The following is a 25605-nucleotide window of genomic DNA, read 5'->3' on the forward strand; positions in this document are numbered from 1 at the left end:
TCTGCGGGGCGGCGTTCAGCCCGTAAAGTATGGTAGCGCCGGATTCCGCTGGCAACAGTGTCACCTGCACGCTTCCCGTGTAGGTGCCGGGTGCCGGGCTGGCCGTGGGAGGCGCCGGGGCGTTGGCGGCTGTGAAGATGCTGAAGGAGGTCAAGCTCACTTCAACGTACCCGTTATTCAGCTTGCCGCCTAGGTTAATCCAGCGCTTGTTCACCGTGTCCAGCTTGAACACCCGCACCCTATCACCAGCACCAGCCGGCGCGGGCAGGCGCAAAGTAACCGGCTGCGACAGCGTCACGTTCTCGATCTTTACCTCAAAGACCTGGCCGATTGATCCGGCCCCGGGGAGCCCTGTGCTGTCCACGGGCTTGAAGGTGATCTTGGCCGCACCGCTAAAGGCGCCCTGCGGGATCTCAAGCTGTGCGCCGCTCTGGTTTAAAACCGCGCTGGAGGCTCCCGGCGGCACGGTGAAGTTGTCCACCACGCCGCTTTGCGGCACGGTGATCTCAACTTTCGCCCCCTGCTGGGCGGCTGTGGTGAAACTGAACACGCAGGGCTGCGCCAGCTCGTTCCCCGCTAGATCCTTCACCGCCCCTGCAGGAATGATGACGGTGTAGCGTTTGTAGTAGGCCAGGTCAGATACGGGCTTTAAGGTTAAAACTTTGCCAGCAGAGATGCTCTTCTGCAGGTCTTTTACGGAGTTGTTCTGCTCGTCCACCAGGGAGATGCCTGCGTACTGCGGCCCTTCCTGTACATCCTCGGTGAAGGTGACGGTGATGGTTACGTTCACGGGTACATTGGTGGCACCGTCAGCAGGTTCGCATTTCTGCACCGCCGGTGGGGTCTTGTCTTGCTCGGTGGTGAATGAGAAGGTGAAGTCTTTGGCCAGCGGAATGCCTGCTACCGCGTCCTTCACCGCGCCCGCAGGTACAGTCACGGTGTAGGCCGTCGATCCGGCCAGCGGGGCCTTGGGTTTGATGGTGAGGACGCGGTCACTGCTGATGGACTTGTCGATTTCCACCGCCTTACCCGAGGCGTCCTTCAAGGTTATGCCCGCAAAGTTGTCGCCCTGCTGCACTGCACCCTTGAAGGTCACGGTGATGGTCTTGTCCGCGGGCACGCCGGTGGCGCCGTTCACCGGGTCGGTGGACTCAACTTCGGGGGCGGGTACCACGAGGTCCACACGCGCCACATAAGCTTCCTGCACGCCGTTTGCAGGGTTTACGTGAACTTTGAGAGTTGTTTCCACGCCATTGTAGTACGTCTTCGCGGGAACCCCGTTAACCTTAAAGGTCAATACCTTACCCACATCTGCTGCATAAATCGGTTGCAACAGATAACAGTTGTTTTCCGTGGCGTACCAGCCGTTCGCCACTGCGCGCGGCTGCACCCGGGGTGTGGTTTCATCGCCTACGTAAATGGCCACTTCCGCGCCCTGCTGAATGAGCCCTCCCCCGTACTGCCCGGCGTAGACCTGACCGTAAAACGCATCGGGCAATAAGGGTACCTCCTGGGCGGCTCCGGGAGCCGCCCAGGAGACGAGGGCCGTTATCAGGAGCGCCGCAGCAGCCAGGATGGTTGCTTTGAAGCTGCAATGTCGGCGCGTCACTTTCATTTTGCACCTCCACCCGTTACGGACTGATCAGCTGCGGCACTGCCAGGGTCGTGACCTCGCCCGGCGCGGCCATGTAGACCCAGTAGGCATCACCAGGTTTTACTTCTACCCTCGCAGAAGCAGGCGTCACAGCAGACCATGTTGCTAAATTGCCGGCGCCCGGATTGACAACCGCGGTGTACTTGTCTTTCACGTTGGCCAAGATATCTTCAACGTTTAAATTGCTCAGTGTGCCAACACCGAGTAGGTTCCACCCAGCAGCCAGCTGACGTTTGGTCGGAACAGTATCTTCTACCATGGTCGCCCTGGTCAGGTAGTAGGAAACAGTAGCGCCTTGCTTCATCTTGACGAAGTAGCCCTTCAAAGGCTCAAGTTTTTCATTATTCTTGTCGACCTGCCTAAAACTCCCGTTTTCAAAGGTATAGACGATTTCGATTCTGTCCGCGTCGCCCACCAGCGAGGCCATAGTGCCGGCACCCGCCAGCTTAAGCGGGGTGGACAAGACGTTCCAGCCGGCGCTAAGGCTGCGTGCTAAGTCCTTAGAGAAATTAGATGTCGTGTTACTTCCGCTAAACACCGGTGCGGCAGAAGTTTCTTTAACCTCAACCGCCAGCGTCTTCCCCTCGGCCGCTACTGTGGTGTACACGTAGAAGACCAGTTCCTTCTTCCCTTTCGCAATGACGATCGTGTCGCCGCTCCTCTTCGACCCAGCCGCTCCGAAACTCAGGTTCGCCGCCGTGTCCCACGTAGCCCAGTCAACCGGGTTTGCGTCAGACTTAAGGTTAACCTGAACCGTATAGTCCTGATCGGCTGCTTGGTCCAGTGTGGCAACAACCTTCAGGGGCCACCCGGCAACCGGAGCGCCAGAGGCATCAGTAGCGAGAGGCGTGATATTAACGGTTACGCCGCTCGGGGCGGTCGGAGTGGAAACTGAAGAATACGATTTGGTAGTAGCTGTCAATCCTTGGGCGCTGGCCGAGACCGTGAGAGTTTTTCCATCAGTGGAAACAAAGCTTACCACGGGCTCAAACCAGAAATCGGCAGAGGAACTGCCCTGGGCAATGGTGACCGAGGTGATCTCCTTTCCGCCACTCTCGGCGTCATAGAACCGGCCGCCGAGAGACTTGCCGCTAGCGTCAGTGAGTTCCGCATTCAGGTACACTGTCACGCCGCCGGCGCCCGCCGTAGCGACGTTGTTATAGCTGTCCTTTAACTGGACCGTGAACTTAGCACGCTGCCCCTTGGTGAGAGAGGAAGGAGGAGTGGAGAAATCAAGCTTTGCCGGCTGGCCGGCAACCACGGAAACGGTCACCGAGGTTTGAGCCGAGGTCGAAACTCCATCTACCGACTTGCTCGCCTCCACAGTGTAGGTGACATTCCCAGAGGTAGTAGTAGGTGCCGTAATAGAAACTTCGTAATAACCGTTACTGAGCGTTGTCCCTGTTCCGATGGATGTCGAGCCTTGCTTAACGGCAACGCTTGCCCCTCCAACGCCATTACCCGCAGCATCCTTCACGTACCCCTTGAACAGCACGTTGGAACCGGCAGGCACCTGTGCGTTGGCCGCGGGCTGGTCGATGGTTACGCTGTAAACTCCCGCCACCAGAGTGACGTTCGCCTGGACGGTCTTGTTGGCGCCCTCGAACGTCAGCCTGACTGTCTGGGCCCCGGCAACCGCAGCGTTCTTGACCCGGAGACCCTTGACCTCAAATCCCCCCACGTTACCAGAAGACGGCAGCAACGCTGCAGGCACCACAAAAGCGGCGGAGAGTTTATCGGCACTTACGGTTGGAATGACTTGTGCGTAGTAAGGAGTGGAGTCTACTGTCACTGTAACCGGCAGAGCAACCCCGGCGGTCTTGATCTCGAACCCGCTCGGGAAGGTAACCACTACGTTCTTCCCGGCTACCTGACTTACTGGAATGACATCAGTGTCACTCAACGTTACGCTGAACGCATAATCTACCTCTGCACCAGCATTTGATGGGCTCGGGGTAACAGACAAATTAGCCGCCGCCCACGCCGGCACTACCGGCAGAAGCGCCGCGAGCAGGGCGAGCACAGCAATGATGGAAACCACTTTGCGCGTGCGCTTAGCAGACTTGCTTAAACCCACCACGCTCACGTTTTTCATTACCCTCCTTAACACAAAAAATTTTCTACCCAACTAACCAGCTACTATGAACTCTTGCTTGCCCTCCTCACTTCGCCTCCCTATCACCTCCTCGTCCTTCGATCCGCGCCCCGTGCGGGCGGCCTGTCCGGCCGCCGCGCACGGGGCATGGTTTTCCGAAAAACTGGCAATAATTACCCGTGGCAGGCAGGGAGCCTGTGCCTGTCCTGTGCCCGGACCCCCGCGCCCGCTCCGGGTTCCACGCGCCCTCCACCGGGGAAGTCCTCGGCGAAAAGCTCTTCGACGTGCCCGCCCAGGACGTGGGCGATGCGGAGGGCGGTGATCAGCGAGGGGTGCTTGTTCCCTTTTTCGATGTTGGTGTACGCGGAGCGGCTGAGGCCCACCCGGCGGGCGAGTTCGGCCTGGGTTAAGCCGGCGCGCAGCCGCGCGCTTCGCAGTGAGACGCGCATTTGTGTCATCTCCCTCGCCCCAAGGCCCGGCCCTTGCCGGTCCACGGGCGGTGCTCGGATTGAGTTGGACTAAAAGGGCTTCTTCTGGAGAAAAAGCCCTTTGTATGTCTTCTCTTGGAAACCCAGCGTTCCATCTGGAAACCATTGTACGTATTCTATCGGAAACTTGTCAATAGAGTTAAAACCAAAGTAAAGTTTCTAGTAGAAACATCACGGGGGCGAATAAATGAAGCGGTTTGGCGAGAGTCTAAAGCGGCTACGGCACAGGTTGGGCCTCCGGCAGAGCGACGTGGCCAAGATGCTCGGGGTCGAGCGCTCGACCGTCGCCAACTGGGAGCGCGGGGTGAAGCAACCCAGCCTCGACACCCTGTTAAGGCTCAGCGAGGCCTTCGGCGTGCCGCTGGACGAACTGGTGGGTACTGCCCCGCAGGTCGCCGTCCCCTTTCCTCCAGCGTGCTACCTGCCCCTGGCCTCGGACCCCTTGATTGTGCTCCTGGCCGAGCGGACGGGCGTCCCGGCAAAAGCAATCGCGGCTTTCATCGCGGCGTTCAGAGCGTGCGAGGGCAACTGCGGAAAAAAATGCCGGGAGCCCTAGGGCAGTGATCTCCTACCCCGTGGCCCCCGTTGAAAACAGCGTGCCCCTTCCCGATTGCAGTAGGCAGGCCCCGTCCCGCACCGCCCGGCAGCACCGCCCCTGCACCTCACAAGAGCGCCGGAACGCGCGGCCTCGTATCTCAGAGGCGCGCAACTCAGCCGGTTCCCGCCCGAAGCGTCAGCGACTACCCACTTCTGGCGTCCCCTTTTCCGCGCAGGACTCGTTTCCGTTGAGTTGCCTTTTTCTGCTTTTCACAAAGTGCAGGGCCAGCTCCCAGTACTCGGCCAGGGTCCTCTTTTCTTCCGCGGTCAGCTCCGCAGCCTCCCGCAGGACGCCGGCAAAAAGAGGGTCGGCGGCGAGCGCCAGCACCCTTTCGCCCAGCGCGTCCTTTCTCCCGCCGGGGCCGGCCTGGTCGGTTCGGCCGAGCAGGTAGTCCGTGGACACCCCAAAGAAGTCCGCCAGGCGCACCAGGAGGTGGTACTCCGGCAGGCGCTTGTTTTTTTCGTACATGGCTATGGTGCTCTGCCCAATGCCCAGCAAGCGGGCGAGTTCCGCCTGGGAGAGGCCTTTCTGCTGGCGCAAAGAGGCCAGCCTCTCGCCGAAAGAAGACACTGACTTCGCCCCTTCCTATTTCCGCATCTTAAAAACGCGGGAAAGTTCTGTCTTTTGCCGCGCGGCAGGGGTGCCAGCCAAAGCAGCCGCCCTACCCGGCAGCCACCGGCCAGCCAGTTTTCTTTTTCGCCGCCGGGCCAGCCAATTCCCTCTTCCTTGCCACGGTATGCTCGGGTACTCCTCCTGAAAATTGCCCTTTCCCGAAACCTCTGCCGGGCCGCCCGTGCAGGCGCCCCCCACAAAAATGGAAAGGCCCGCCTCTCCTTTTGGCGGGCCTGGCCTTTCCCTTCGCTCTCCCGCAGGCTGGCTTTAGGCGAGTTTAGTATGTTCGCAAAAATTGCCGACGAGCTGCCGACGAACCATTTTGTACCAGCAGGAAAATCAAGGCTTTCAGACGGATCGTTTCGGACAGACAGAAAATGGTTACGTCCCGGAATCCCGCATGAATCAAGGTTTTCTCAGCCCCGCGCGGCGCTCCATCATGGCCCGCACTTTTAAAGGCAGGCCGAAGAGGTTGATGAAGCCGGTGGCGTCGGCCTGGTTGTAAACCTCCTCGTAGCCAAAGGTGGCCAGGTCGGGGTCGTAGAGGGAGTAAGGCGAGCTGACGCCGGCAGGGGTGCAGTTGCCCTTGTAGAGCTTCATGCGCACCGTACCGGTCACCGTGCGCTGGGTTACCTCCACAAAGGCGTCCAGGGCCTCCCGCAGGGGCGAGAACCACACGCCGTCGTAGACCAGCTCGGCGTACCTGGCGGCCACCAGCTCCTTGAAGTGCATGGTGGCCCGGTCCAGGCAGAGGCTCTCCAGCTCCCGGTGGGCCAGGTACAGGATGGTGCCGCCGGGGGTTTCGTAGACGCCGCGGGACTTCATGCCCACCAGGCGGTTTTCCACCATGTCCACCACGCCCACGCCGTTTTCGCCCCCCAGCCGGTTCAGCTTCTGCAGGAGGGCCACCGGGTCGAGCTCCTCCCCGTCCACCTTCCGGGGGACGCCCTGCTCAAAGTAAATCTCTACGTAGGTGGGCCGGTCCGGCGCCTTCTCCGGCGGCGTGGTCAGCAGGAGCACGTCGTCAGGCGGCTCCTTGGCCGGGTCCTCCAGGTCACCTCCCTCGTGGCTTAAGTGCCAAATGTTGCGGTCCATGCTGTAGGGCCTGTCCTTGGTCACGGGGACGGGGATGCCCCGCGCCCGGGCGTAGTCAATGGCGTCCTCCCGGGAGCGGATGTTCCACTCCCGCCACGGGGCAATGATCTTCAGTTCCGGGGCCAGGGCCTTTACGGAGAGCTCAAAGCGCACCTGGTCGTTCCCCTTGCCCGTGGCGCCGTGGGCCACGGCCTCCGCCCCTTCCTTTTGGGCCACCTCCACCAGTTTCTTGGCAATGAGCGGGCGGGCCATGGAGGTGCCCAGGAGGTACTTCCCCTCGTAAACGGCCCCCGCGCGCAGCACGCGGAAGATGTACTCCTCCACAAATTCCCTCTTAACGTCCTCCACGTAAACCCTGCTGGCCCCACTTTTAAGGGCCTTTTCTTTTATGGCCTTCAGGTCTTCCTCCTGGCCCAGGTCCGCCACCATGGCAATGACCTCGCACCCGTAATTTTCTTTCAGCCAGGGGATGGCCACGGAGGTGTCCAGGCCGCCGGAATATGCCAGCACCACTTTCCTTACCATCGGGTAAAGCGCTCCTTTCTCTTAGCTGCCCATGATCATGACCAGAAGAGCTTTCTGCACGTGCAGGCGGTTTTCCGCCTCGTCCCACACCACCGCGTGGGGCCCGTCGAGGATCTCGTCGGTCACTTCCTCGCCCCGGTGTGCCGGCAGGCAGTGCAGGAAGATGAAGTCCTCCCTGGCGTGGCGCACGAGCTCACCGTTGACCTGGTAGGGCGCGAAAATGCGGCGGCGCTCCCCAGCCTCCTTTTCCTGCCCCATGCTGGCCCACACGTCGGTAACCACCACGTCGGCGCCGCGCACGGCCTCCACGGGATCCGCGCCCACCTCCACCCGGCTGCCGGTTTCGTCGGCCGCCGCCCGCGCCGCCTCCACAATGTCCTCCCTGGGCCAGTACCCCGGCGGGGAGGCCACGGAGATGTCCATGCCCACCTTTGCGCAGCCGAGCAGCAGGGAGTGGCAGACGTTGTTGCCGTCGCCCACATAGGCCAGCTTGAGCCCGGCCAGGCGGCCCTTGTGCTCCCGCACGGTTAGGAGGTCCGCCAGTATCTGGCACGGGTGCTCCAGGTCGGTGAGGCCGTTGATGACGGGGATGTCGGCGTACCTGGCCAGCTCCTCCACGTCGCTCTGGGCGTAGGTGCGGATCATGAGGCCGTCTAAGTAGCGGGAGAGCACCCGCGCGGTGTCGGCAATGGTTTCCCCCCGCCCCAGCTGCAGGTCGGCGGCGTTTAAGTAAAGGGCGTAGCCCCCCAGCTGGTACATGGCCACCTCGAAGGAAACGCGCGTGCGCGTGGAGGGTTTCTGGAAGATCATGCCCAGGGTCTTGCCGGCCAGGTAGGGGTGAGGTTCACCCCTCTTTGCCTTTGCTTTTAGCTCCCCGGCCAGGTCCAACACGGCCAGAATTTCCGCCGCCGAAAGGTCGCGCATGGACAAAAGGTCCCTGCCTTTTAAGCTCACACCCACAGGATATCCCTCGCCTTTCGCAAATTATCCCACCTCTGCCAGCACCGCGGCTAAAATATTCACGGCGCGGTCCACGTCCCTTTCCGTAACGACCAGCGGGGGCAGGAAGCGCAGCACGTGGTTGTCCACGCAGTTGATGAGCAGCCCCCGCTCCTGGCACCCGGCCACCACGGCCTTTCCCTCCACGGCCAGCTCCATGCCCAGCATCAGCCCCAGGCCGCGCACCTCCCGCACGAGATTAAAGCGCCGGGAGAGGTCCACCAGGCGCTCCTTGAAGTATTCACCCACGCGGGCGGCGTTTTCCACCAGGCCCTCGCCGATTATGGACTCCACTGCCGCCAGGGCCGCCGCGCAGGCCAGGGGGTTTCCCCCGAAGGTAGAGGCATGGTCGCCGGGGGCAAAAATAGCCGCCCGCTCCTTTACCACCAGGGCGCCGATGGGGAAGCCGCCGCCCAGGGCCTTGGCCAGGGTAAAGGCGTCCGGCTCCACCCCGTAGTGCTCGTAGGCAAAAAGCTTCCCCGTGCGGCCCAGCCCGCACTGCACCTCGTCAAAAATGAGCAGGGCGTCGTAGCGGTCGCACAGCTCCCGCGCCGCCGCCAGGAACTCCCGGGTGGCCGCGCGCACCCCCCCTTCCCCCTGCACCGGCTCCAGGATCACGGCGCAGGTGTGGGGACCGACGGCGCGCGAAAGGGCCTCTACATCGTTAAAGGGCACGTAAGAAAAGCCGGGCACCAGGGGATCGAAAGGCTCCCGGTACTTTGCCTGGCCGGTGGCGGTTACGGCCCCCATGGTGCGTCCGTGAAAGGACCTTTCGGCGGTGACGATGTGATGTTTTTGCGGGCCGCCGCGTAACTTGCCGTACTTGCGGGCCAGCTTGATGGCCGCCTCCACGGCCTCCGCCCCGCTGTTGCAGAAAAAGACCTTGTCGCCGCAGGAGTTTTCCACCAGCAGCCTGGCCAGCCTGGCCTGTGGCTCGATGTAGTAGAGGTTGGAAACATGCATGAGCCTGCTTGCCTGCTCACAAATGGCCTTCACCACTGCCGGGTGGCAGTGCCCCAGGGAGCAGACGGCGATACCGCCCACAAAGTCCAGGTACTCCCGGCCCTCGGCATCCCAAACCCGCGCCCCCTCCCCCCTCACCGGGGCCAGGGGAAGCCGCCCGTAGGTGGGCAGCACGTACTTCTCGGTAAGCTGGATTATCTCCGCCGTGTTCATCCGCCGGTTTCCTCCCGCCGTTCTTTTTAGCGCACGACCATGGTCCCGATGCCCTTATCGGTAAACACTTCCAGCAGGATGGAGTGGGGTATGCGCCCGTCCAGGATGTGCGTGGTGTTAACGCCGCCGTAAAGGGCGGCCAGGCAGCACTCCACCTTGGGCACCATACCGCCGTCGATGATCCCCCGCTCGATGAGCGCCGGCACCTCGTCGGCTCTGATCACCGAGAGGAGGGAGCTCCTGTCGTTTTTGTCCTCCAGGATGCCCTCCACGTCGGTGAGGATGATCAGCTTGTCGGCTCCCAGCGCCGCCGCCAGCTCCCCGGCGGCGGTGTCGGCGTTGACGTTGTAGCTCTCGCCTTCCGGCCCCACGGCCACCGGGGCCACCACGGGGATGTAACCTTCTTTAATTAGCGTGAGCACGATGGCCGGGTTAACTTTTTTGATCTGACCCACGCAGCCGATATCCACCATCTCCACCGTGCCGTCCGGGCGGTAGACCTTGGCGGGCTTTTTTACCGCCGTAAAGAGGCAGGCATCCTTGCCCGAAAGGCCCACCGCCTTGCCCCCGATGCGGTTGAGCGTGGCCACAATCTCCTTGTTGAGCTTGCCCGCCAGGACCATCTCCACCACTTCCATGGTTTCCTCGTCGGTCACCCGCAGGCCGCTCACAAAGCGGGACTCGATGCCCAGCTTTTGCAGCATGGCGGTGATTTCCGGGCCGCCGCCGTGGACCAGCACCGGGTGCATGCCCACGTACTTCATGAGCACCACGTCGGTAAGCACGGCCCTTTTTAGTTCGCAGTCCACCATGGCGTGGCCGCCGTACTTGATGACCACGATCTTGCCGTAGAACTTCTTGATGTAGGGCAGGGCCTCCACCAGAACGGCCGCCTTCTCCATTGCGCTGGCCAGGGACAAGGGATCCTACCTCCTCCTAGGTGCGGTAGTGGGCGTTGATGCGCACGTAGTCCTCCGTGAGGTCGCAGCCCCAGGCCGTGGCCTCGCCGTCCCCGGACTTCAGGTCGACGAGAATGCGCACCTCGGGCCCCGCAAGCAAAGCGGAGGTCCGCTCCTCGTCAAAGGCCAGGGCCGCCCCGTCGCGGGCCACCGGCAGGTCGCCCAGGTAAATGTCCACCCGCTGCGGGTCGAAGCTGGCCCCGGAATAGCCCAGCGCGCAAATTATGCGCCCCCAGTTGGCGTCCCGCCCGTAAACGGCGGCCTTCACCAGGTTGGAGCTGACCACCGCGCGGGCCGCCAGCCGCGCGTCCTCCTCCGTGGGGGCGCGAACGACCCTCACTTCCAGGAGCCTGGTGGCCCCCTCGCCGTCGGCGGCAATGGCCCTGGCCAGGGAGACGCACACGGCGGTGAGGGCGCGGCAGAAGAGCGAGAAAGCGGGGCCGGGCACCTCCACGGGAGGGTTGCCCGCCAGGCCGTTTGCCAGGATCAGGGCCATGTCGTTGGTGCTGGTATCCCCGTCCACGCTGATCATGTTGAAGCTGCGCTCCACGGCAAAGCGCAGGGCCTCCCGCAGCAGGGGTAGGGAGATGGCCGCGTCGGTGGTCAAAAAGCAGAGCATGGTGGCCATCCGGGGGTGGATCATCCCGGAACCCTTGGCCATGCCGCCAATGGTTACCTTTTTCCCCTCCAAAACAAAAGAAACCGCCGCTTCCTTGGGCTGGGTATCGGTGGTCATGATGGCCTCCGCCGCCGCTGCTCCTCCCTGGGGGCTGAGCTCCCGCACGCAGGCGCCGATGCCCTCCAGCACGAGGTCCATGGGCAGCGGACGGCCGATGACCCCCGTGGAGGCCACCAGCACCTCCTCTTCGGGAATGTGCAGCAGCTCGGCGGCCCGCCTGGCCATAAGCAGGGCGTCGCGGATGCCCTGCTCCCCGGTGCAGGCGTTAGCGTTGCCGCTGTTGGCCACCACGGCCCGCGCCCTTCCCCCGGCCACGCGCGCGGCGGTCACCAGCACCGGAGCGGCCTTCACGCGGTTGGTGGTGAAAACACCGGCCGCCAGGGCCGGGGCTTCCGAATAAATGAGGGCGACGTCCCTCTTGCCCTTATACTTTATGCCGGCGGCCACCCCTGCAGCCAGAAAGCCCCTGGGCGCGGTGACGCCGCCGGCAACCTTTTCCCAAGGCTCGCTCACCCCGTCACACCTCCCGTTAGGGATAAACTCCCGGGCCGGTGAGGCCCTCCTCTTCCGGCAGCCCGAACATTATATTCATATTCTGCACCGCCTGGCCGGCAGCACCCTTGAGGAGGTTGTCGATGGCGGAAATAACTACCACCCTCCGGGCGCGGCGGTCCACCACCAGGCCGATGTCACAGTGGTTGGAGCCGGCAACCATCTTGGTGGCCGGCAGCATGCCCGGTGGCAGCACGCGCACAAACCTCTCCCCCGCGTAAAACCGCCGGTAGATTTCCAGCAGCTCTTCCGTTTCCGCCGCGCGCACCAGCCGCGCGTAAACGGTGCAGAGAATACCCCTGGTCATGGGCACGAGGTGGGGCGTAAAGGAAACCACCACCGGCTCCCCGGCTAGCCTGCTCAGCTCCTGCTCTATTTCCGGCGTATGGCGGTGGCCGGCCACTCCGTAGGCCTTGATGCTCTCGTTGACCTCGCAGAAGTGGGTGTTTAAAGAGGGGGCGCGCCCAGCTCCGGATACCCCCGACTTGGCGTCAATGACGATGCTGCCGGTGTCCACCAGGCGCTCCTTTAAGAGCGGCGCCAGGGCCAGGATGGCCCCGGTGGGGTAGCAGCCCGGGTTGGCCACCAGCCTGCTCCCCCTGATTTTCTCGCGGTGGATCTCCGGCAGGCCGTACGCGGCCTGCGGCAGGAGGTCGGGCGCCGCGTGTTCCGTCTTGTACCACGCCGCAAAGGTCCGGGCATCGGCCAGCCGGAAGTCCGCCCCCAGGTCCACAAGGGCCTTCCCTGCGCCCAGGATCTCCCCGGCCACGTGCATGGCGTGTCCGTGGGGGAGGGCGGCAAAGATGACGTCGCTCTCCCTCACCAGGGCCCCCACATCCTGCTCGCGGCAGACGAGGTCCACGTAGCCAAGGAGGTGGGGGTAGACCTCCCAGAAGGGCTGCCCGGCATAGCTCTGTGTGGTCAACCCCACCAGCTCCACCGCGGGATGAGCCGAAAGCAACCTCACCAGCTCCGCGCCGGTGTAACCGGTGGCCCCCAGAACACTTGCTTTAACGGCCATTTCTTCCCACAACACCCCGTGTCTTTAATTAAAATTTTGCAGCGCCTTACCCGGCATGGTTATAATTATACAATTACCTGAATAAAAATACAACCGGAATTTGCCCTTTCTTTTTCTCACGCGCGCACCAGGTCACGGAACCGCCTGACGAGAACCAGGGCTAGCAGCAGGCCGCCGCACGCCAGGCCCACCATGGCCGTGAACACCGCCGGCACGCCGAAGTGGTCGGCCAGAACGCCCAGCAGGAGCACGCCCACGCCCCCTGCCCCCACGCCAAAGCCAATGGTGAAGCCGCTGGCCAGGCCTTTCTGCCGGGGGAGCAGCTGCTGCCCCAGCACGATGGTGGTGGAGAAGGTGCTGATGAGGGCGGCACCGATGAAGGCCGAGAGGGCCAGAAGGACCGGGCCCCCGCCGATGCGCGGAAAGAGGTAGATGAGGGGAACGAGCAGGCCCATGGAGCCCGCCATGACCGCCGGAGCTCCCAGGAGGTCGGTGAGGGGCCCCCCGAGAAGGGTGCCGAAGGCCCCGGCCAGGAGGAACACGGAAACAAAGTAGCCGGCCAGGTGGACGTCGCCGCGAAGGTAGTCCGTGTAGTAGAGGGGGATGTAGGTGTACATCCCCGCGTGCAGCCAGGAGCGGAATATTATGTAAACCAGGAGCATGACAAAAGCGGCCAGCGCCCCCCGACGCTGCCCCTCGCCGGCGGCAGCTTCCCGCGGGCGGGCCTCCTCCTTGAGGGAGGCCAGGCGCTGCCAGCCGAGCAGCATTACCGCGGCGGTGAACATCCCCGGCAGGGCAAAGTAAACCGTGTTCTGCGGGCCCCCGAGGGTCAGCAGCCAGGCCATGAAGAGGGAGCCCAGGCCAAAGCCCAGGTTGCCGCCCACGGAAAAAACGGCCATCCCGCTCCCCTTGCGCACCCCGCTGGCCAGGTTGGCCGTGCGGGAGCCCTCCGGGTGGTAGGCGGCCACCCCCAGGCTGGAGAGGGCCACGGCGGCCAGGAGCACGCCGAACCACGGCAGGCGCCCGCAGGTCGCCAACCCCAGCCCGGCCACCAGGCAGCCCGCCGGCAGGAGCCACCGCGCCGGGCGGCGGTCGGCAAAGTAGCCGAAAAGGGGCTGGATGACCGAAGAGGCTACGTTGGAGACGAGCACCAGGAGGCTGGTCTGGGTGTAGGAAAGGGCAAAGGCCTGCTTCAGCACCGGGAGGAGGGCCGGGATGGCCCCCTGGGCCATGTCGGTGACCATGTGCCCCCAGGATAAAAGAAAAAGGAGCCCCATCTGCGGGCGCCGGGCCTCCGGCTTTTCCGCTTTTACGGCCACGGACAAGAGAGTTCACCTCCAGCAAAATTTTCGGGGATAAATCCATATTAACTCCGCCCACCGGAAGAAAACAATACCCGGGCGGTAAATTCTTCGTTTGCTTAACTGTTAAGCTGTGTTAGTATATTGTGGGGTGAGCGCCCTGGCAAAGTACCCCCTGCCGCCCGGCCTAAAAGAAGCCCTCTTTCTTTCCCGCCCGAACCGCTTCACCGCGGTGGTGGAAGTGGACGGCCAAAGGGACCTGGCCCACGTGCCCAGCTCCGGGCGCATGGCCGGCCTGCTGGTGCCCGGCACGCGGGTCTACCTGAGCCGCCGGGAGGCCAGGGGTGGCAAAACCGCCTGGCGCCTGGTGCTGGCAGAGCAGGGAGGGCTCCTCGTCTCGGTGGACGCCGGCCTCCCCAACCGGCTCATCAAGACAGCCCTGGAAGCGCGGGTACTGGAGCCTTTCTCCGCCTACACCGCGGTGCGGCCCGAGTGCCGCTTTGCGGCAGAACGCTTTGACTTCTGCCTGGAAGGCCCCCCGGGCCGCTGCCTGGTGGAGGTAAAGTCGGTGACCCTGGTGAGAGAGGGGCTGGCCCTTTTCCCCGATGCCCCCACCGCCCGGGGCGCAAGGCACCTTGCCGGCCTGGCCCGCGCCGCCTCCCGGGGGTACCGGGCCGCCGTACTCTTTGTGGTGCAGCGGGAAGACGCCCGGGCCTTTGCCCCCCACGCGGTAGAAGACCCCGCCTTTGCCCGCGCCTTAAAAGCAGCGGCTTTCGCCGGGGTAGAGGTGCGAGCCTACCGCTGCCGGATAACGCTAAAGGAAGTGGCGCTCTCAGGCGAGATCCCGGTCATCCTGGGGAAAAAAAACCCGCCTTAAGCGGGAAGGGAAAGCCGGGGAGCCGGACACGATGGCCAAGAAAACGCCCCCGGCGGGAAAGTGTAGGCTCCCGCCGGGGGCCGCATCCCGTCCCCAGAGGCTACCCCAGCAGGCCCTGCAGCTTCAGGGCCAGGCCAAAATCACCGCTTATTTTGAGCTTCCCCGTCATAAAGGCCATGGTGGCGCTAAGCCTGCCCGAAACGAGGTCGATGAAATCGCCCGCCTGCATGGTGATGGTAACGTTGGGGTTTTCCGCCGTTCCCTCCTCGATGCTACCCTGTCCCTCCACAAACCTGCAGAGGTAATTGCCCCCGCCTTCCCCCTCCAGCACGAACTGGTAGGTGGCCGTTACCCCCTGCATGCTGGGGGGGCTGGCAATTTTCTCCCTTAGCTTTTCCATAACCTCTTTTAAAGCGGCCATCCTCTTTTTCCCTCCTTAAGATACTTAAGGGCTAATTGTTGTCCTGCTGGCCAGAAGAAGCTTTAAATAATATCGAGCCCCAGATACTTTAGCTTTTCCTGCCCGGGCCGGCCCGTTTCCCGGTCCCATCCCCGCAGGGTGTAATATTCATCCAGGTGTTCTGTTTCTTCCGGCACGACGCCGGCATTCGAGCCTTCCCGGTAAGGTTGTTTTAAAATTCGTGGGAGCCGGTCGTCAGACCTCGTAACGCCGAGCTTGCAGTTGAGCATCCTTTTGAGGGTTGCGCTCCTTTCCCCCACGGTAAGCAATTCCTCCATGGTCCAGGATGTACCGGTGGCCAGGCTCAGGAGGCCAGCCGTCACATCCAGAGGAAGGGAGGCGAAGGTACATCTCAAAAGGGCGTTATCCACTTCCCGGACGTTTTGCAGGATAACCACATCCTTAACACGCCCTTTGATGGAAAATCGGTCTTCCCCGGGTTTTAAGCCCAGACACTCCTGTCTTACCACCCCCAGATCGAGTGAATAGAAGTCGGCCCGCTGGTGGCAGGCACCGCGTGGCCCCGTGGCGTAGACCAAGGCCATGCCGGCAAAGGCTCGGGGATCGTGCATGGGTACCTCCAGGCCCTTCACGTGCGCGGCCAGCTCCGAATCCACCCCCAACTCCGCCGCCATTCGTTTGACTCCCAGCCCCAGAAGCGCGCCGGGTCCCTCTTTTTTCGCCATCTGCTCCAGCAGGCGCAGGATTCCCTCACCATCGCCCCAGGAGATCGTGAAACCGAGCTTTTCAGGATCTACCGCTTTGTTGTCCAGCAGGTACATGGCAAAAGCAATTGTTACGCCGGCGGAAATGGTATCCAGCCCGTATGAGTTGCAGAGGTGACCAGCATAGGCAATAGTGGCCAAGTCAAAGCACCCACACAGCGGCCCTAAGGCAACGGCGGTTTCGTATTCCGGGCCGTCAACGGTTAGGTTGTACTTCCCGGTAAGCCTCGTCTTCCGCCCGCAGGCGATGGCGCATCCCCAGCAGGGTTGGAAGGTAACCTGAAATTCCTCCCGTAATCTTTGGCCGGTGACTTTTTCCACCGGGAAAACGTTGGCGGTAAAGTATTTCGCCGGTACATCGCCGAAATACATCCCCAGGTCCACGTATCCCAGCGTGCCGTACTGGGTAAAGAGAGCCGTAGCCTTCTTGAGTTCCTCCAAGATGAATTTGGTTGTGGCGTTAAAGGTTTTGGGGTCTGCAAGAGGAAACTTTTTTCTTCCCTTTACGGCAACCGCTTTTAAGTTTTTGCTCCCCATTACCGCCCCCAAGCCGCACCGGCCGGCGGCTCGACCGTGGTCGTTCATTACCGCCGCAAAGAGGACCTGGTTTTCCCCGGCCGGACCGATGCAGGCTACGCTGCAGTCACCCACTACCTCCTTGATTAGAGCTTGGGTTTCGTAGGTATCTTTGCCCCAAAGACGGGTAGCGTCGGCAAGCTTTATTTCCCCTTCCTCCACCAGTATATACGTGGGGCGTTCCGCTTTTCCGGTGATCACCAGGCCGTCATAGCCGGCCATTTTCATCTTGGGGCCGAAGGAACCACCCGAAGTTGCCTCCCCCCAGATCCCGGTTAGAGGCGAGCGGGCGCACACGGCATATCGAGAGCTGGAAGGTGCACTGGTACCCACCAGCGGGCCGGTCATGAAAACCAGCGGGTTCTCCGGCCCCAGAGGGTCCGTCTGGGGCGTGATGAGATCGTAAACCAGGCGGCAGGCCAGGGCACTGCCACCTATAAACTGCCTGACCAATTGCTCGTCCGTCTGCCTGGTTTCCACTGAGCCGGTGGATAAGTTTACATAACCTATCTTGCCTGCGTACCCATACATATCCTTCACCCCTCTAGAAATCCACTTTCTCGCCCGTAAAGGCGCAGAGATAGAGCTTTCTGTAATCTTCCCGCGTAAGGGGTCGGATGCTCATCAAAGTGCAACCGTCATTCATGGTCAGGTCCAGTAGCTCTTCGAACTTTTCCTCCAGTTGGGCGCGGGTAATGCCCAGCTCGGCGATGGTGGTAGGACCTCCGACAGAGCGGATGAAGGATACGTACAGATTAACGAGATTGGTCAGTACCTCAACCGGGCTCGCCCCGCCAACTCCGAGTTCCCGGGCCAGGTCCAGGTATCTTTCAGAGTACTTCGCTACGAATTGGATCATGTATGGGGTAAAAAGACCCACCGCGCAGCCGTGGTGGACGTTAAAAAGCTTGCCGAAGGCGTGACCCATGGCATGTTCAAAACCGGGGGCGGCGTTGCCGAAGGACATTCCCGCCATATTGGCGGCCACGGCCATTTTCATGCGGGCCTCGTAGTCCCGACCGTTGGCCACTGCACGGGGGAGGTATTTCAGCACGAGCTTGATGGCCTGGTAGCCTAAGGGCAAGGTATAGTCGTTTGACCAGTGGGACAACACGCTGCCTGTGGCGTGGGCCAGGGCGTCCAAACCGGTGTAGGCGGTGAGTTTAGGCGGCAAGCCCACGGTGAAAGCGGGGTCCAAAAGGGCCAGGTCGGGCACCAATTCGGGATGGTTCAAGATCATCTTTTGCTTTCCATCGGTGAGCATCGCCGTGGCCGTGGTTTCGGAGCCAGTGCCAGCAGTGGTGGGCACGGCTACAAGGAGGACCTTTGTTTTTATGCCTAGGGGGGTGGTAAGGAGAGTATCGGGATCGACCGGTTTCACCTGCCGAAGGTCAAGATCGGGGCGCGCGTAACTCAGGCAGATTGCTTTGGCGGCATCGATGACCGAGCCACCCCCTACCGCAACCACCAGGTCGGCCTCTACCCTGGCTGCAGCTTGCGCCCCGGCCAGAACATTGAAAATGGGGGGCTCGGGAATCACTTCATCCCAGATTTCCACCCGGCAACCGCCACCAACAAGTGCTCTCTTCACCTTTTCCGCCAGGTGCCGCACGGTTTTATCAGTGACCAGAAAGACCTGTTTTTTCCGGGATAAGGAAGGCACCGCGACGGCCAGCATTTTTAGCCCGTCGTTACCCAGGAGTAACTTGGGAGCGAAGAAGTAACTGGAAAGACCTCTTATGGCCGAGCTACCGGCGACGGAAAACAGCATCCGCACCCTGGGCTCGTCGGTCCACCATCTTTCGCGACCGGGAATCACGGGAACCACCTCCTCCTGGCATTTGAGGCTTTTCTTTGCTAGCCTCCGGCGAGGGCGGGGTAGAAAACCACCCGGACGTCAGGCGCCAGTTTATACCGGAGGTCAGGCCGCACCACGCCGTCAACCATTGCCAGCACCAGCCGTGGATTTCCCTCTACCGCGGCGGCAAACCGGGGATACCGACCCACCATCACATGAAAGAGATCGGCCAGCGTGGCTCCCGCAGGCACGGTCAGCCAGGTCCCGCCCCGGAGTTCTTCTTCTACCTCCCAGAAGAGCACTTTCACCCACACGCGCTGCAAGATTCCAACCCCTGTTTCGCTGAGCATTTCCGGTTGGGGCCGGCCCGCGGCTTTCCTACCGCACACTGCGCTGTACTCAATTAGGGCGGCGCTCCCCAAAAGCCCATTGAGGGGAAAAGCCGCGGTGGCGTTACGCCTACCCGAAAAGGAACCGGCGAAATCACTTTCTCTCAGTACCCAAATCCATGGCCAGGAGGGCGGCCCCCAGGGCGGCGGTAATCTCCGGCTCGGGAGGAATGGCCAGGGCGCGGGCGTACCTCTCCCTCATGGCCTTCACCACCCCTTTGTTGCGGGCCACGCCGCCGGTGAAGACCACCTCGGGCTCCAGCCCCACCCTCTCGGCCAGCGCAAGCACCCGCGCCGCCACCGCCGCGCAGATCCCGGCCACGATGTCCTCCTTGGGCTCCCCCCGGGCAATGCAGGAGACGACCTCCGACTCGGCAAAAACCGTGCAGGTGGAGGATATGCACAGGGGGCGGCTGCTCTTTTCCGCAAGATGCCCCAGCTCCTCCACCGGCACCTCCAGGGCCTGGGCCATCACCTCCAGGAAGCGTCCCGTGCCGGCGGCGCACTTGTCGTTCATGGCAAAGTCCAGCACCCTGCCCTGGGGGGAAATCCTGATCACCTTGCTGTCCTGGCCGCCGATGTCGATGACCGTGCGGGCGGCAGGAAAAAGGCGGGCAATGGCGCGGGCCTGGCAGGAGATTTCCGAAAACTCGCGGTCGGCGGGGTAGGTCACGCGCCCGTACCCGGTGGCCACCACGGTCACCTCCTCCTGCCGCGCCCCCACCTTTTCCAGCATCCCGGAAAGCAGGCGGTGAGCCACTTCCTTTCCGGCGTAGCCCGAGCGGGCCCACGCCCGGGAGACCATCTCTCCTTTTGCGTCCAGCAGGACCACCTTGGTGGTCAGGGAACCGATGTCCACGCCACAAAAGAACTTTTTTTTCAAAGTGTTCAAGCCCCCTCCTAAAGTGCCAGAGCCTCCAGGAAAGCCTGCGCGCGGTTAAGAACGGTTTCCTCGGCAAAAGCCCGCGGGTCGGTCTGGTCCGCCTCGACGACCAGGCCCGGTATCCCGGTCTGCTCCACCACCTGGCGGCGGATTTCCTCCTGTACCAGGGAGTAAGGCTTGCACGAGCGGTTGGAGTGCATGACAAAGCCGTCCACGGCAAAGTCCCTTATTAACTCTACCATCTGCCGCACCCGGAACTGAAGGCTCCTGTTTAAAAAAATCCCCGCGTAGGCTTCGGCCAGGCTCTCCAGCGGGTCCTCCCTCACGGCCATCTCGGTATCCCAGCCCCCGGTGTAGGTGTCGGTAACAAAGCAGGCTCCCCTTTCAGCAAAGAAGCGGAAAAAGCGGTTGAGCCTGTACCAGATGGCAATGTTGTCCCACAGCAGCCGCACCCTTTCACCCGGCACGGCGGCTATGCCTTTTTTAACCCTCTCCCGCACCTCTGAGAGCAGGAGGCGGTAGTAGTGCACGGCCTGGGGGGTGCCGCGGAGGACCACAATGGGGGCCATGTGGATGAAGAGGTCTGGCGCGTTGAGGGGCGAGGGGCGGTGGCGGCCCATGTACCTGATCTCCCGCCAGAGCAACACGGCTTCGTTGCTGAGGCCCATGATGCGCCTCGCCCGCGCGGCGTCCCAGCGCCTCCCCGTCAGGCGGGACAACTCCTCCACCATGGCCCGAAGCTGCTCCTGGACGTAGGCCACCGCCCGGTCCTCCAGCTCCCCGGCAATAAAGGGCGTGTCGATAAACAAAAGGGGAACGCGCAGGCGCCGCGCCAGCTCCTCGTACCACTTGAGCACGGTGCCGCAGATGTTGTTGCAGGCCACCAGAAGGTCCGGCGGCGGCAATTTTTTTAAGGGCGCGTGCTCCGGGGAGAAGAGAGACCCCAGGTGGCAGCGGGCGTAGGAGCAGAGGTCCTGGGAGTAGCCCCGTGCCTCCGCCGCCTGGCAGAGGGCAAGGGAAGCCCGCCGCGCCCCGCAGAGAGCCCCGTAGTTCTCCGGGTAAAAGGGGTGAATGCCGAATACCCGCAGGATTTCCACCGGGGCGCCGCTGGTCACCCAGGCCAGAGGCCGGCGCAGGAGAGGCCCCCACAGGGAGTGGTAGCGGGAAGAGAGGTAGTAGCGCGACATGAGGCGCCCCAGCCGGCGGGCGCTGTGCAAAGTATGCTGCTTGTCGCTCAAGGCCCAGATCCCCCCGAAAGTTGCTCTAAAAAGGCCTGCAGGCGGGTGCGCTCCTGCTCGCCAACTACCGGTCCCTCCGTCTCCAGCACCAGTACGGGCACCCCCGCGCCCCGCAAGGCACCGGCGACGTGCACCGCGTCCCAGGCGTGGGGCTCGCAGTATTTGCGCAGGATCAGGACCAACCCGTGCGCACCCTTACTCCTCACCAGCTGCAGGAGGTAGCGGGCGCGGGCCTCTAGGCCCAGGTGCCGGCAGGGGCACGGGGGCCGGGAGGCGAGCCTCCTGGCCAGGGCCACCAGCGGCGGCAGGCTCTCCTCTACAGGGGCGGCGTAGTGGCGGTAGCCCGTGCAGGTGTCGTCGGCCACCACGCGCCCCCCCAGCTCTTCCACGAGGCGGTAAAAGTCGTCCGTTTCCAGTACCGCCCCGCTCACGGCCAGGAGCCGGCGCCCGGCAGGGCGTGAAGCCCGCGCCGCCAGCCCCGGCAGCGCCTCCTCCAGGAGCCGGAGGAACTCCCGGCGCGGCATGACCTGGCCCGCCCGCAGCACGGCGGCCACCAGCGGGGAAGGCAGCCCTGCCCTCAGCTCTTCCAGCCGGCCTACCAGGGCGCGCACGCGGTTATGCAGTTTGACGGCCTCCCGCAGCGCGTCCTCCCGGGGCTCCTCACCCCACGCGCCGGCCAGCCGCGCGTAGAGGGCGGAAAGCTCCTCCGTATAATACTCCTCGGCCCCGCAGGCCAGGGGCGCCACGGGCGGCACCAGGTAAAAGACCGGCATCCCCGCGGCGTAGCGCCAGATGTCTCCCAGGCACTGCATGGTGTCGCAGGCGTGGGCAAAGCCGGCGCCGGCAAGAAAGCCGAGGGTGCCTTTCTCTCCCAGCTCCAGGCAGCCCCGGGCCACGGTGCAGCAGTAGGCGGGCAGCCTGGCCGGCGATCCCGGCCTGGCGGGCGGGAGCACCCGCAGGGGCTCGCCGCCGAGGGCCGAAACCAGCTCCTCCGGCCAACAGCTGCAGAAAAAGCCCAAGAAGCGCCTGCCGGGGTAGCGCGCCGCCCACGCCGCCGGCGCCGACGACGCGACCTCCAGGATTTCGTGCAGTTCCCCGGACCCCGTGCCGTAGCTCACTGCTTTTTCGCCTCCTCCCTCAGCTCCCTCCGCAGCACCTTGCCGATGGCGCTCTTGGGGAGTTCGGAGCGGAACTCCACTTCCCTGGGCACCTTGTAGGGCACCAGGTGCCGTCGGCAGTGGGCGATGATCTCCTCGGCAGTGGCCGCCTGCCCCTCCCGGAGCACTACAAAAGCCTTGACCACCTCGCCCCGGTATTCGTCCGGCACCCCCACCACGCAGGCCTCCTTGACCGCCGGGTGCTCGTAGAGCACGTCCTCCACCTCCCGCGGGTAGACGTTGAAGCCGCCGGTGATGATGAGGTCCTTCTTGCGCTCCACGAGGTAAAAATAACCGTCCTCGTCCATGCGCGCAATGTCCCCCGTGTACAGCCAGCCCCCGCGGATCACCCGGGAGGTTTCCTCGGGCAGGTTGAGGTAGCCCAGCATGATGTCGGGGCTTTTGATCACCAGTTCGCCGGCCTCGCCGGGCGGCAGCTCCCTCTCCCCCGTCTCCACGTCCACAATTTTCATGATCGTGTCGGGGAAGGGAATGCCGATGCTCCCTTCCTTATTGGTACCGCGGTAAGGGTTGCAGCACTTGGCGGTAACTGCTTCGGTAAGACCGTAGCCCTCCATCAGGCGGCTGCCGGTGAGCTTCTCAAAGCGGCGCTTTACCTCCGGCGGCAAGGGCGCCGCCCCCACAAAGCAGCCCCGCAGGGAGGAGAGGTCGTAGCGCGCCAGGCGGGGGTGGTTGATGAGGCCGATGTACATGGTGGGGACGCCGGCAAAAAGGGTGACGCGGTAGCGGGCAATGGCGCGCAGCACGTCCTCCGGGCGGTAGCGGGGGAGGAGAACCGTGGTCCCGCCGGCAATCATGATGGCGTTTAAGCCCACGCTCATACCGAAGCCGTGAAAAATGGGCAACACGGTCAAAAAGCGGTCCTCAGGCTGCACGTGCACCCAGGCAATGCAGTGCATGGCGTTGGCCACCAGGGCAAAATTGGAGAGCATGACGCCCTTGGGCCTGCCGGTGGTCCCGGCGGTGTAGAGGATGACCGCCGGCTCGCGGCGCACGTCCACGGGAGCGGGAGGGCCAAACCCGGGGCCGTCAATTAATTGCTTGAAAGAGAGGCCGGGCTTAGCAGGTACCTTTTGCCGCAGGCGGTAGAGGAGGGCCAGGTGAAGGGGCAAGAAATCGGCCAGCGAGGTGCCGATGAGCCGGGGTGCGCCGGCGCCCTGCCGGGCCAGCCTCTCGCAGGCTGCCGCGGCGCGGGAGTAAAAGAGGTCCAGCACCACCGCCGCCTTAACTTGCGCGTCGCCAAAGATGAACTCCAGCTCCCGTTCGGTGCTCAAGGGGTTCACGGGCACGGCTGCGGCCCCCAGGCGCAAAATGCCGTAGTAGGCCACCGCAAACTGCGGGCAGTTGGGCAGGATCAGGGCCACGCGGTCGCCGCGCGCAACGCCCAGCTCTTTTAAGGAGCGGGCAAAGGTATCCGACCAGGACAGCAGCTGACCGTGAGTAACGCGCCGCCCGAAGAAGATTAGGGCCGCGCGCCCCGGGTCCTTTGCCGCCGCCTCTTCCACCAGTGCGGCCAGGGGTTTTTCCGGGTACTCCAGGTGGGGGGGAACCCCGGGGTCGTAGCTGGCCAACCAGGGCAAGGAGTTCACAACCAACCCTCCTTATGCAAAAAGCATCCTGTAGGCCCCCTTGAGGTGGTTTTCCATCTCGCGGGCGGCCAGGTCGCCGTCGCGCGCGGAAATGGCCGCCGCAATGCGCCGGTGTCCTTCCAGGCACCACTGCCGGCAGGCGGGCTCGCGGTGCAGCAGCTCGGCATAGCGCCGCATGATCACCCACATGGTGATGTCGATGGAGTAAAGCACCTCGCTCCTGCTGGCCCTGCCCACGGCCAGGTGGAACTTTTCGTCGAGGGCGGTAAAGCCCCTGCCCTCCCCGGCGCCTTCCTCCATGCGCGAAATCAAGCTTTCCAGCGCGGCCAGATCTTCCTCCCCGGCCCGCAGCGCGGCCAGGCGGGCCATGCTGGCCTCAATGCAGGTGACCGCCTCAAAGGCGCTGCGCAGGGAAGCCTCGTCCAGGCCGTCCTCCACCAGGAAGTGAAAAACCAGGGCCTCCGCCCCCAGGTTGGGCACGGGGTCGGCGACAAAAACCCCTTCCCCGGCGCGTTTTTTCAGCACCCGCATGAACTCCAGCACGCGGAGGGCCTCGCGGACCGTGCCCCGGTTCACGCCGAGCATCTCGGCCAGCTCCCGCTCGCCGGGCAGCTGGTCTCCCGGGCGGAAATGCCCTTCCCTGATGAGGCGCAAGATCTGCCCGGCCACACCTTCATAGAGGCTGTGCTTCCTCAAAGGCTTTAAAATGACCCCCACCTCCTGCAGCGGTTGAGTGGCCGAGTGGTTCAACCAAAGGTTAACAAAAAAAACCACCCTTGTCAAGAAAAATTATGCAACTCGCAATAATTTAAATCTTCCCGGCAAGGCGGGGGCAGCATTTTTTATGGTAGAATGGTACCACAAAGAGCGGGGAGGAAGGTCATATGCGGAAAAAGAAGATCCTCTTTCTCTGCACCGGCAACTCCTGCCGCAGCCAGATGGCCGAGGGCTTTGCCCGCGCGCTGGCCGGGGAGAGGTGGGAGGTGCACAGCGCGGGCACCAGCCCCGCGGGGGTAAACCCCCGGGCCATGCAGGTGATGGCCGAAGCGGGCGTGGACATCTCCGGCCACACCTCCAAGGCCATCGATCCGGAAACACTAAACACCGCCGACGTGGTGGTTACCCTCTGCGGCGACGCCCGGGACACCTGCCCCGTCACCCCGCCGGGGGTCAGGCGCCTCCACTGGCCCCTGGAAGACCCGGCCAGGGCCACCGGCACGGAGGAGGAGATTTTAAACAAGTTCCGGCAGGTGCGGGACGAGATCAGGAAAAGAGTGGAAGAGCTCTTTGCCGAGCTGGAGGGGGAGTGAGCCGTGCCCCGGATGGACCAGCCTTGCTACGCCGACTTTATGCCGGATTACTTGGCTTTTTGCCGGGAATACGACCGCTCCCTGCGGGAGGTTTACGGCAGTGGTCGACAGGGATAAGCTCCGGGTCAAGATTGCTTTTATATAATTTAAAACTAAGGCAGGTGCCTTTCATGCCCATCCTGTGGTTAATCTACCTTATCCTCCTGCTCCCCTTCTTGCTCTTCGTCCTCTTCTTTCAGGTGACGGCCTTTTCCTTCACCAAGCTGGGGCTTTCCCCGCAGGGAGCCGTCTTGCTCTTCAGCCTTTCCCTGGTGGGCGGGCTCATCAACATTCCCGTTTCGCGGCGGCGCATCATGCTGGAGGAGCGGCCTTTTCCCTTTCCCTTCCCCTTTTTCTTTTACTACCCCCCGCGGGTGCGGGAGCAGGTCATTGCCGTCAACGTGGGCGGGGCGGTCATCCCCGCGCTCTTTTCCTTCTACCTCCTGGGGCGCGCTCCCCTGCTGCCCGCCCTCCTGGCCACTGCCGCCGTCACGGTGGTAGCCAGGAGCCTGGCCCGCCCCGTGCCGGGCGTGGGCATTTCCCTACCCGCCTTCATCCCGCCCCTGGTGGCCGCGGCGGCGGCGCTGCTCCTGGCCGGCCAGCACGCCGCCCCTGTGGCCTACATCGCCGGCGTGTGGGGAACGCTCATTGGCGCCGACCTCTTAAATTTACACCGCGTGCGGGAGCTGGGCGCCCACGTGCTCTCCATCGGCGGCGCCGGGGTTTTTGACGGCATCTTTTTAGTGGGCGTGGTGGCCGCCCTGCTGGCGTGAGGAAAAACTAAAAACC

General features: G+C 63.2%; 24 protein-coding genes. 4 read left to right on the plus strand and 20 right to left on the minus strand.

Translation table 11 applies throughout. The features are described from left to right. From G454_RS17965 to G454_RS20310, 3 genes are all read right to left on the minus strand, one after another. Positions 1-1615, minus strand: a 1615-nt coding sequence (locus tag G454_RS17965) for an Ig-like domain-containing domain (RefSeq protein WP_035107140.1), incomplete at its 3' end; no start/stop codon positions are given. Between the two features lie 16 nt (positions 1616-1631). Next, positions 1632-3749, minus strand: a complete 2118-nt coding sequence (locus G454_RS0106095) for a carboxypeptidase-like regulatory domain-containing protein (RefSeq protein WP_027717902.1) — start codon at positions 3747-3749, stop codon at positions 1632-1634. Between the two features lie 173 nt (positions 3750-3922). Beyond that, positions 3923-4198 (minus strand): helix-turn-helix transcriptional regulator, encoded by a 276-nt coding sequence (locus G454_RS20310; RefSeq protein WP_156896683.1) that lies wholly within the window; start codon positions 4196-4198, stop codon positions 3923-3925. A 226-nt stretch (positions 4199-4424) separates the two neighbouring features. Between G454_RS20310 and G454_RS0106105 the strand changes: the two genes are divergently transcribed. Continuing rightward, positions 4425-4793, plus strand: coding sequence for a helix-turn-helix domain-containing protein (locus G454_RS0106105; RefSeq protein ID WP_027717903.1), 369 nt, complete (start codon positions 4425-4427; stop codon positions 4791-4793). A gap of 177 nt (positions 4794-4970) precedes the next feature. On the opposite strand, the gene G454_RS20315 is transcribed toward G454_RS0106105, so the two are convergent. From G454_RS20315 to G454_RS0106145, 8 genes are all read right to left on the minus strand, one after another. Next, positions 4971-5405: a helix-turn-helix domain-containing protein gene (locus G454_RS20315; RefSeq protein WP_051275965.1), complete on the minus strand. Its 435-nt coding sequence runs from the start codon at positions 5403-5405 to the stop codon at positions 4971-4973. A 447-nt stretch (positions 5406-5852) separates the two neighbouring features. Continuing rightward, the gene (locus G454_RS0106115; RefSeq protein WP_027717904.1) at positions 5853-7067 is read right to left on the minus strand and encodes an argininosuccinate synthase; all 1215 of its coding nucleotides are present in this window, start codon (positions 7065-7067) and stop codon (positions 5853-5855) included. A gap of 21 nt (positions 7068-7088) precedes the next feature. Beyond that, the gene (argF, locus tag G454_RS0106120; RefSeq protein WP_051275977.1) at positions 7089-7991 is read right to left on the minus strand and encodes an ornithine carbamoyltransferase; all 903 of its coding nucleotides are present in this window, start codon (positions 7989-7991) and stop codon (positions 7089-7091) included. A 60-nt stretch (positions 7992-8051) separates the two neighbouring features. Then, positions 8052-9242 (minus strand): acetylornithine transaminase, encoded by a 1191-nt coding sequence (locus G454_RS0106125; protein WP_027717906.1) that lies wholly within the window; start codon positions 9240-9242, stop codon positions 8052-8054. 26 nt (positions 9243-9268) lie between these two features. Further along, complete coding sequence (argB, locus tag G454_RS0106130) at positions 9269-10144, minus strand: acetylglutamate kinase (protein ID WP_211229990.1); 876 nt, start codon at positions 10142-10144, stop codon at positions 9269-9271. Positions 10145-10178: 34 nt separating this feature from the next. Next, positions 10179-11393, minus strand: a complete 1215-nt coding sequence (argJ, locus tag G454_RS0106135) for a bifunctional glutamate N-acetyltransferase/amino-acid acetyltransferase ArgJ (protein WP_027717908.1) — start codon at positions 11391-11393, stop codon at positions 10179-10181. Positions 11394-11409: 16 nt separating this feature from the next. Continuing rightward, positions 11410-12453, minus strand: coding sequence for an N-acetyl-gamma-glutamyl-phosphate reductase (gene argC, locus G454_RS0106140; RefSeq protein ID WP_027717909.1), 1044 nt, complete (start codon positions 12451-12453; stop codon positions 11410-11412). A gap of 116 nt (positions 12454-12569) precedes the next feature. Further along, positions 12570-13772 carry an MFS transporter gene (locus tag G454_RS0106145; RefSeq protein WP_245574340.1) on the minus strand — a complete coding sequence of 401 codons (1203 nt, stop codon included), beginning with the start codon at positions 13770-13772 and terminating at the stop codon, positions 12570-12572. A 115-nt stretch (positions 13773-13887) separates the two neighbouring features. On the opposite strand from G454_RS0106145, the gene sfsA reads away from it, so the two are divergent. Beyond that, the gene (sfsA, locus tag G454_RS0106150) at positions 13888-14631 is read left to right on the plus strand and encodes a DNA/RNA nuclease SfsA (protein WP_211229986.1); all 744 of its coding nucleotides are present in this window, start codon (positions 13888-13890) and stop codon (positions 14629-14631) included. A gap of 100 nt (positions 14632-14731) precedes the next feature. On the opposite strand, the gene G454_RS0106155 is transcribed toward sfsA, so the two are convergent. The 9 genes from G454_RS0106155 to G454_RS20320 all read right to left on the minus strand — a co-directional run bounded on the left by G454_RS0106155 (position 14732) and on the right by G454_RS20320 (position 24163). Continuing rightward, positions 14732-15052 carry an SCP2 sterol-binding domain-containing protein gene (locus G454_RS0106155; RefSeq protein WP_027717912.1) on the minus strand — a complete coding sequence of 107 codons (321 nt, stop codon included), beginning with the start codon at positions 15050-15052 and terminating at the stop codon, positions 14732-14734. Positions 15053-15114: 62 nt separating this feature from the next. After that, positions 15115-16923 carry an aldehyde ferredoxin oxidoreductase family protein gene (locus G454_RS0106160; RefSeq protein WP_027717913.1) on the minus strand — a complete coding sequence of 603 codons (1809 nt, stop codon included), beginning with the start codon at positions 16921-16923 and terminating at the stop codon, positions 15115-15117. A gap of 13 nt (positions 16924-16936) precedes the next feature. Beyond that, on the minus strand, positions 16937-18211 hold the full coding sequence (locus G454_RS17980) for an iron-containing alcohol dehydrogenase (RefSeq protein WP_051275966.1): 1275 nt from the start codon (positions 18209-18211) through the stop codon (positions 16937-16939). A 38-nt stretch (positions 18212-18249) separates the two neighbouring features. Further along, complete coding sequence (locus G454_RS0106170; protein WP_027717914.1) at positions 18250-18513, minus strand: MoaD/ThiS family protein; 264 nt, start codon at positions 18511-18513, stop codon at positions 18250-18252. A gap of 160 nt (positions 18514-18673) precedes the next feature. Further along, positions 18674-19462, minus strand: a complete 789-nt coding sequence (locus G454_RS0106175; RefSeq protein WP_156896684.1) for an acyl-CoA dehydratase activase — start codon at positions 19460-19462, stop codon at positions 18674-18676. A gap of 17 nt (positions 19463-19479) precedes the next feature. Beyond that, a complete protein-coding gene (locus tag G454_RS0106180; RefSeq protein WP_035107144.1) occupies positions 19480-20700 on the minus strand; it encodes a 2-hydroxyacyl-CoA dehydratase subunit D in 1221 nt (406 codons plus the stop codon). Continuing rightward, positions 20697-21818: a 2-hydroxyacyl-CoA dehydratase subunit D gene (locus tag G454_RS17985; RefSeq protein ID WP_035107146.1), complete on the minus strand. Its 1122-nt coding sequence runs from the start codon at positions 21816-21818 to the stop codon at positions 20697-20699. Before G454_RS17985 ends, G454_RS0106180 begins: the two co-directional genes overlap by 4 nt. Beyond that, a complete protein-coding gene (locus G454_RS0106190; protein WP_245574335.1) occupies positions 21815-23467 on the minus strand; it encodes a long-chain-fatty-acid--CoA ligase in 1653 nt (550 codons plus the stop codon). Before G454_RS0106190 ends, G454_RS17985 begins: the two co-directional genes overlap by 4 nt. Positions 23468-23479: 12 nt before the next feature. After that, positions 23480-24163: a FadR/GntR family transcriptional regulator gene (locus G454_RS20320; protein WP_169719319.1), complete on the minus strand. Its 684-nt coding sequence runs from the start codon at positions 24161-24163 to the stop codon at positions 23480-23482. A gap of 188 nt (positions 24164-24351) precedes the next feature. Between G454_RS20320 and arsC the strand changes: the two genes are divergently transcribed. Together arsC and G454_RS0106205 are read left to right on the plus strand one after the other, a co-directional pair. Further along, the gene (arsC, locus tag G454_RS0106200; RefSeq protein ID WP_027717918.1) at positions 24352-24777 is read left to right on the plus strand and encodes an arsenate reductase (thioredoxin); all 426 of its coding nucleotides are present in this window, start codon (positions 24352-24354) and stop codon (positions 24775-24777) included. Between the two features lie 170 nt (positions 24778-24947). Next, a complete protein-coding gene (locus G454_RS0106205) occupies positions 24948-25589 on the plus strand; it encodes a DUF1614 domain-containing protein (RefSeq protein ID WP_027717919.1) in 642 nt (213 codons plus the stop codon). Positions 25590-25605: the final 16 nt, after the last annotated feature.

The organism is Desulfovirgula thermocuniculi DSM 16036 (assembly GCF_000429345.1).
Classification (GTDB): Bacteria; Bacillota; Desulfotomaculia; order Desulfotomaculales; family Desulfovirgulaceae; genus Desulfovirgula; species Desulfovirgula thermocuniculi.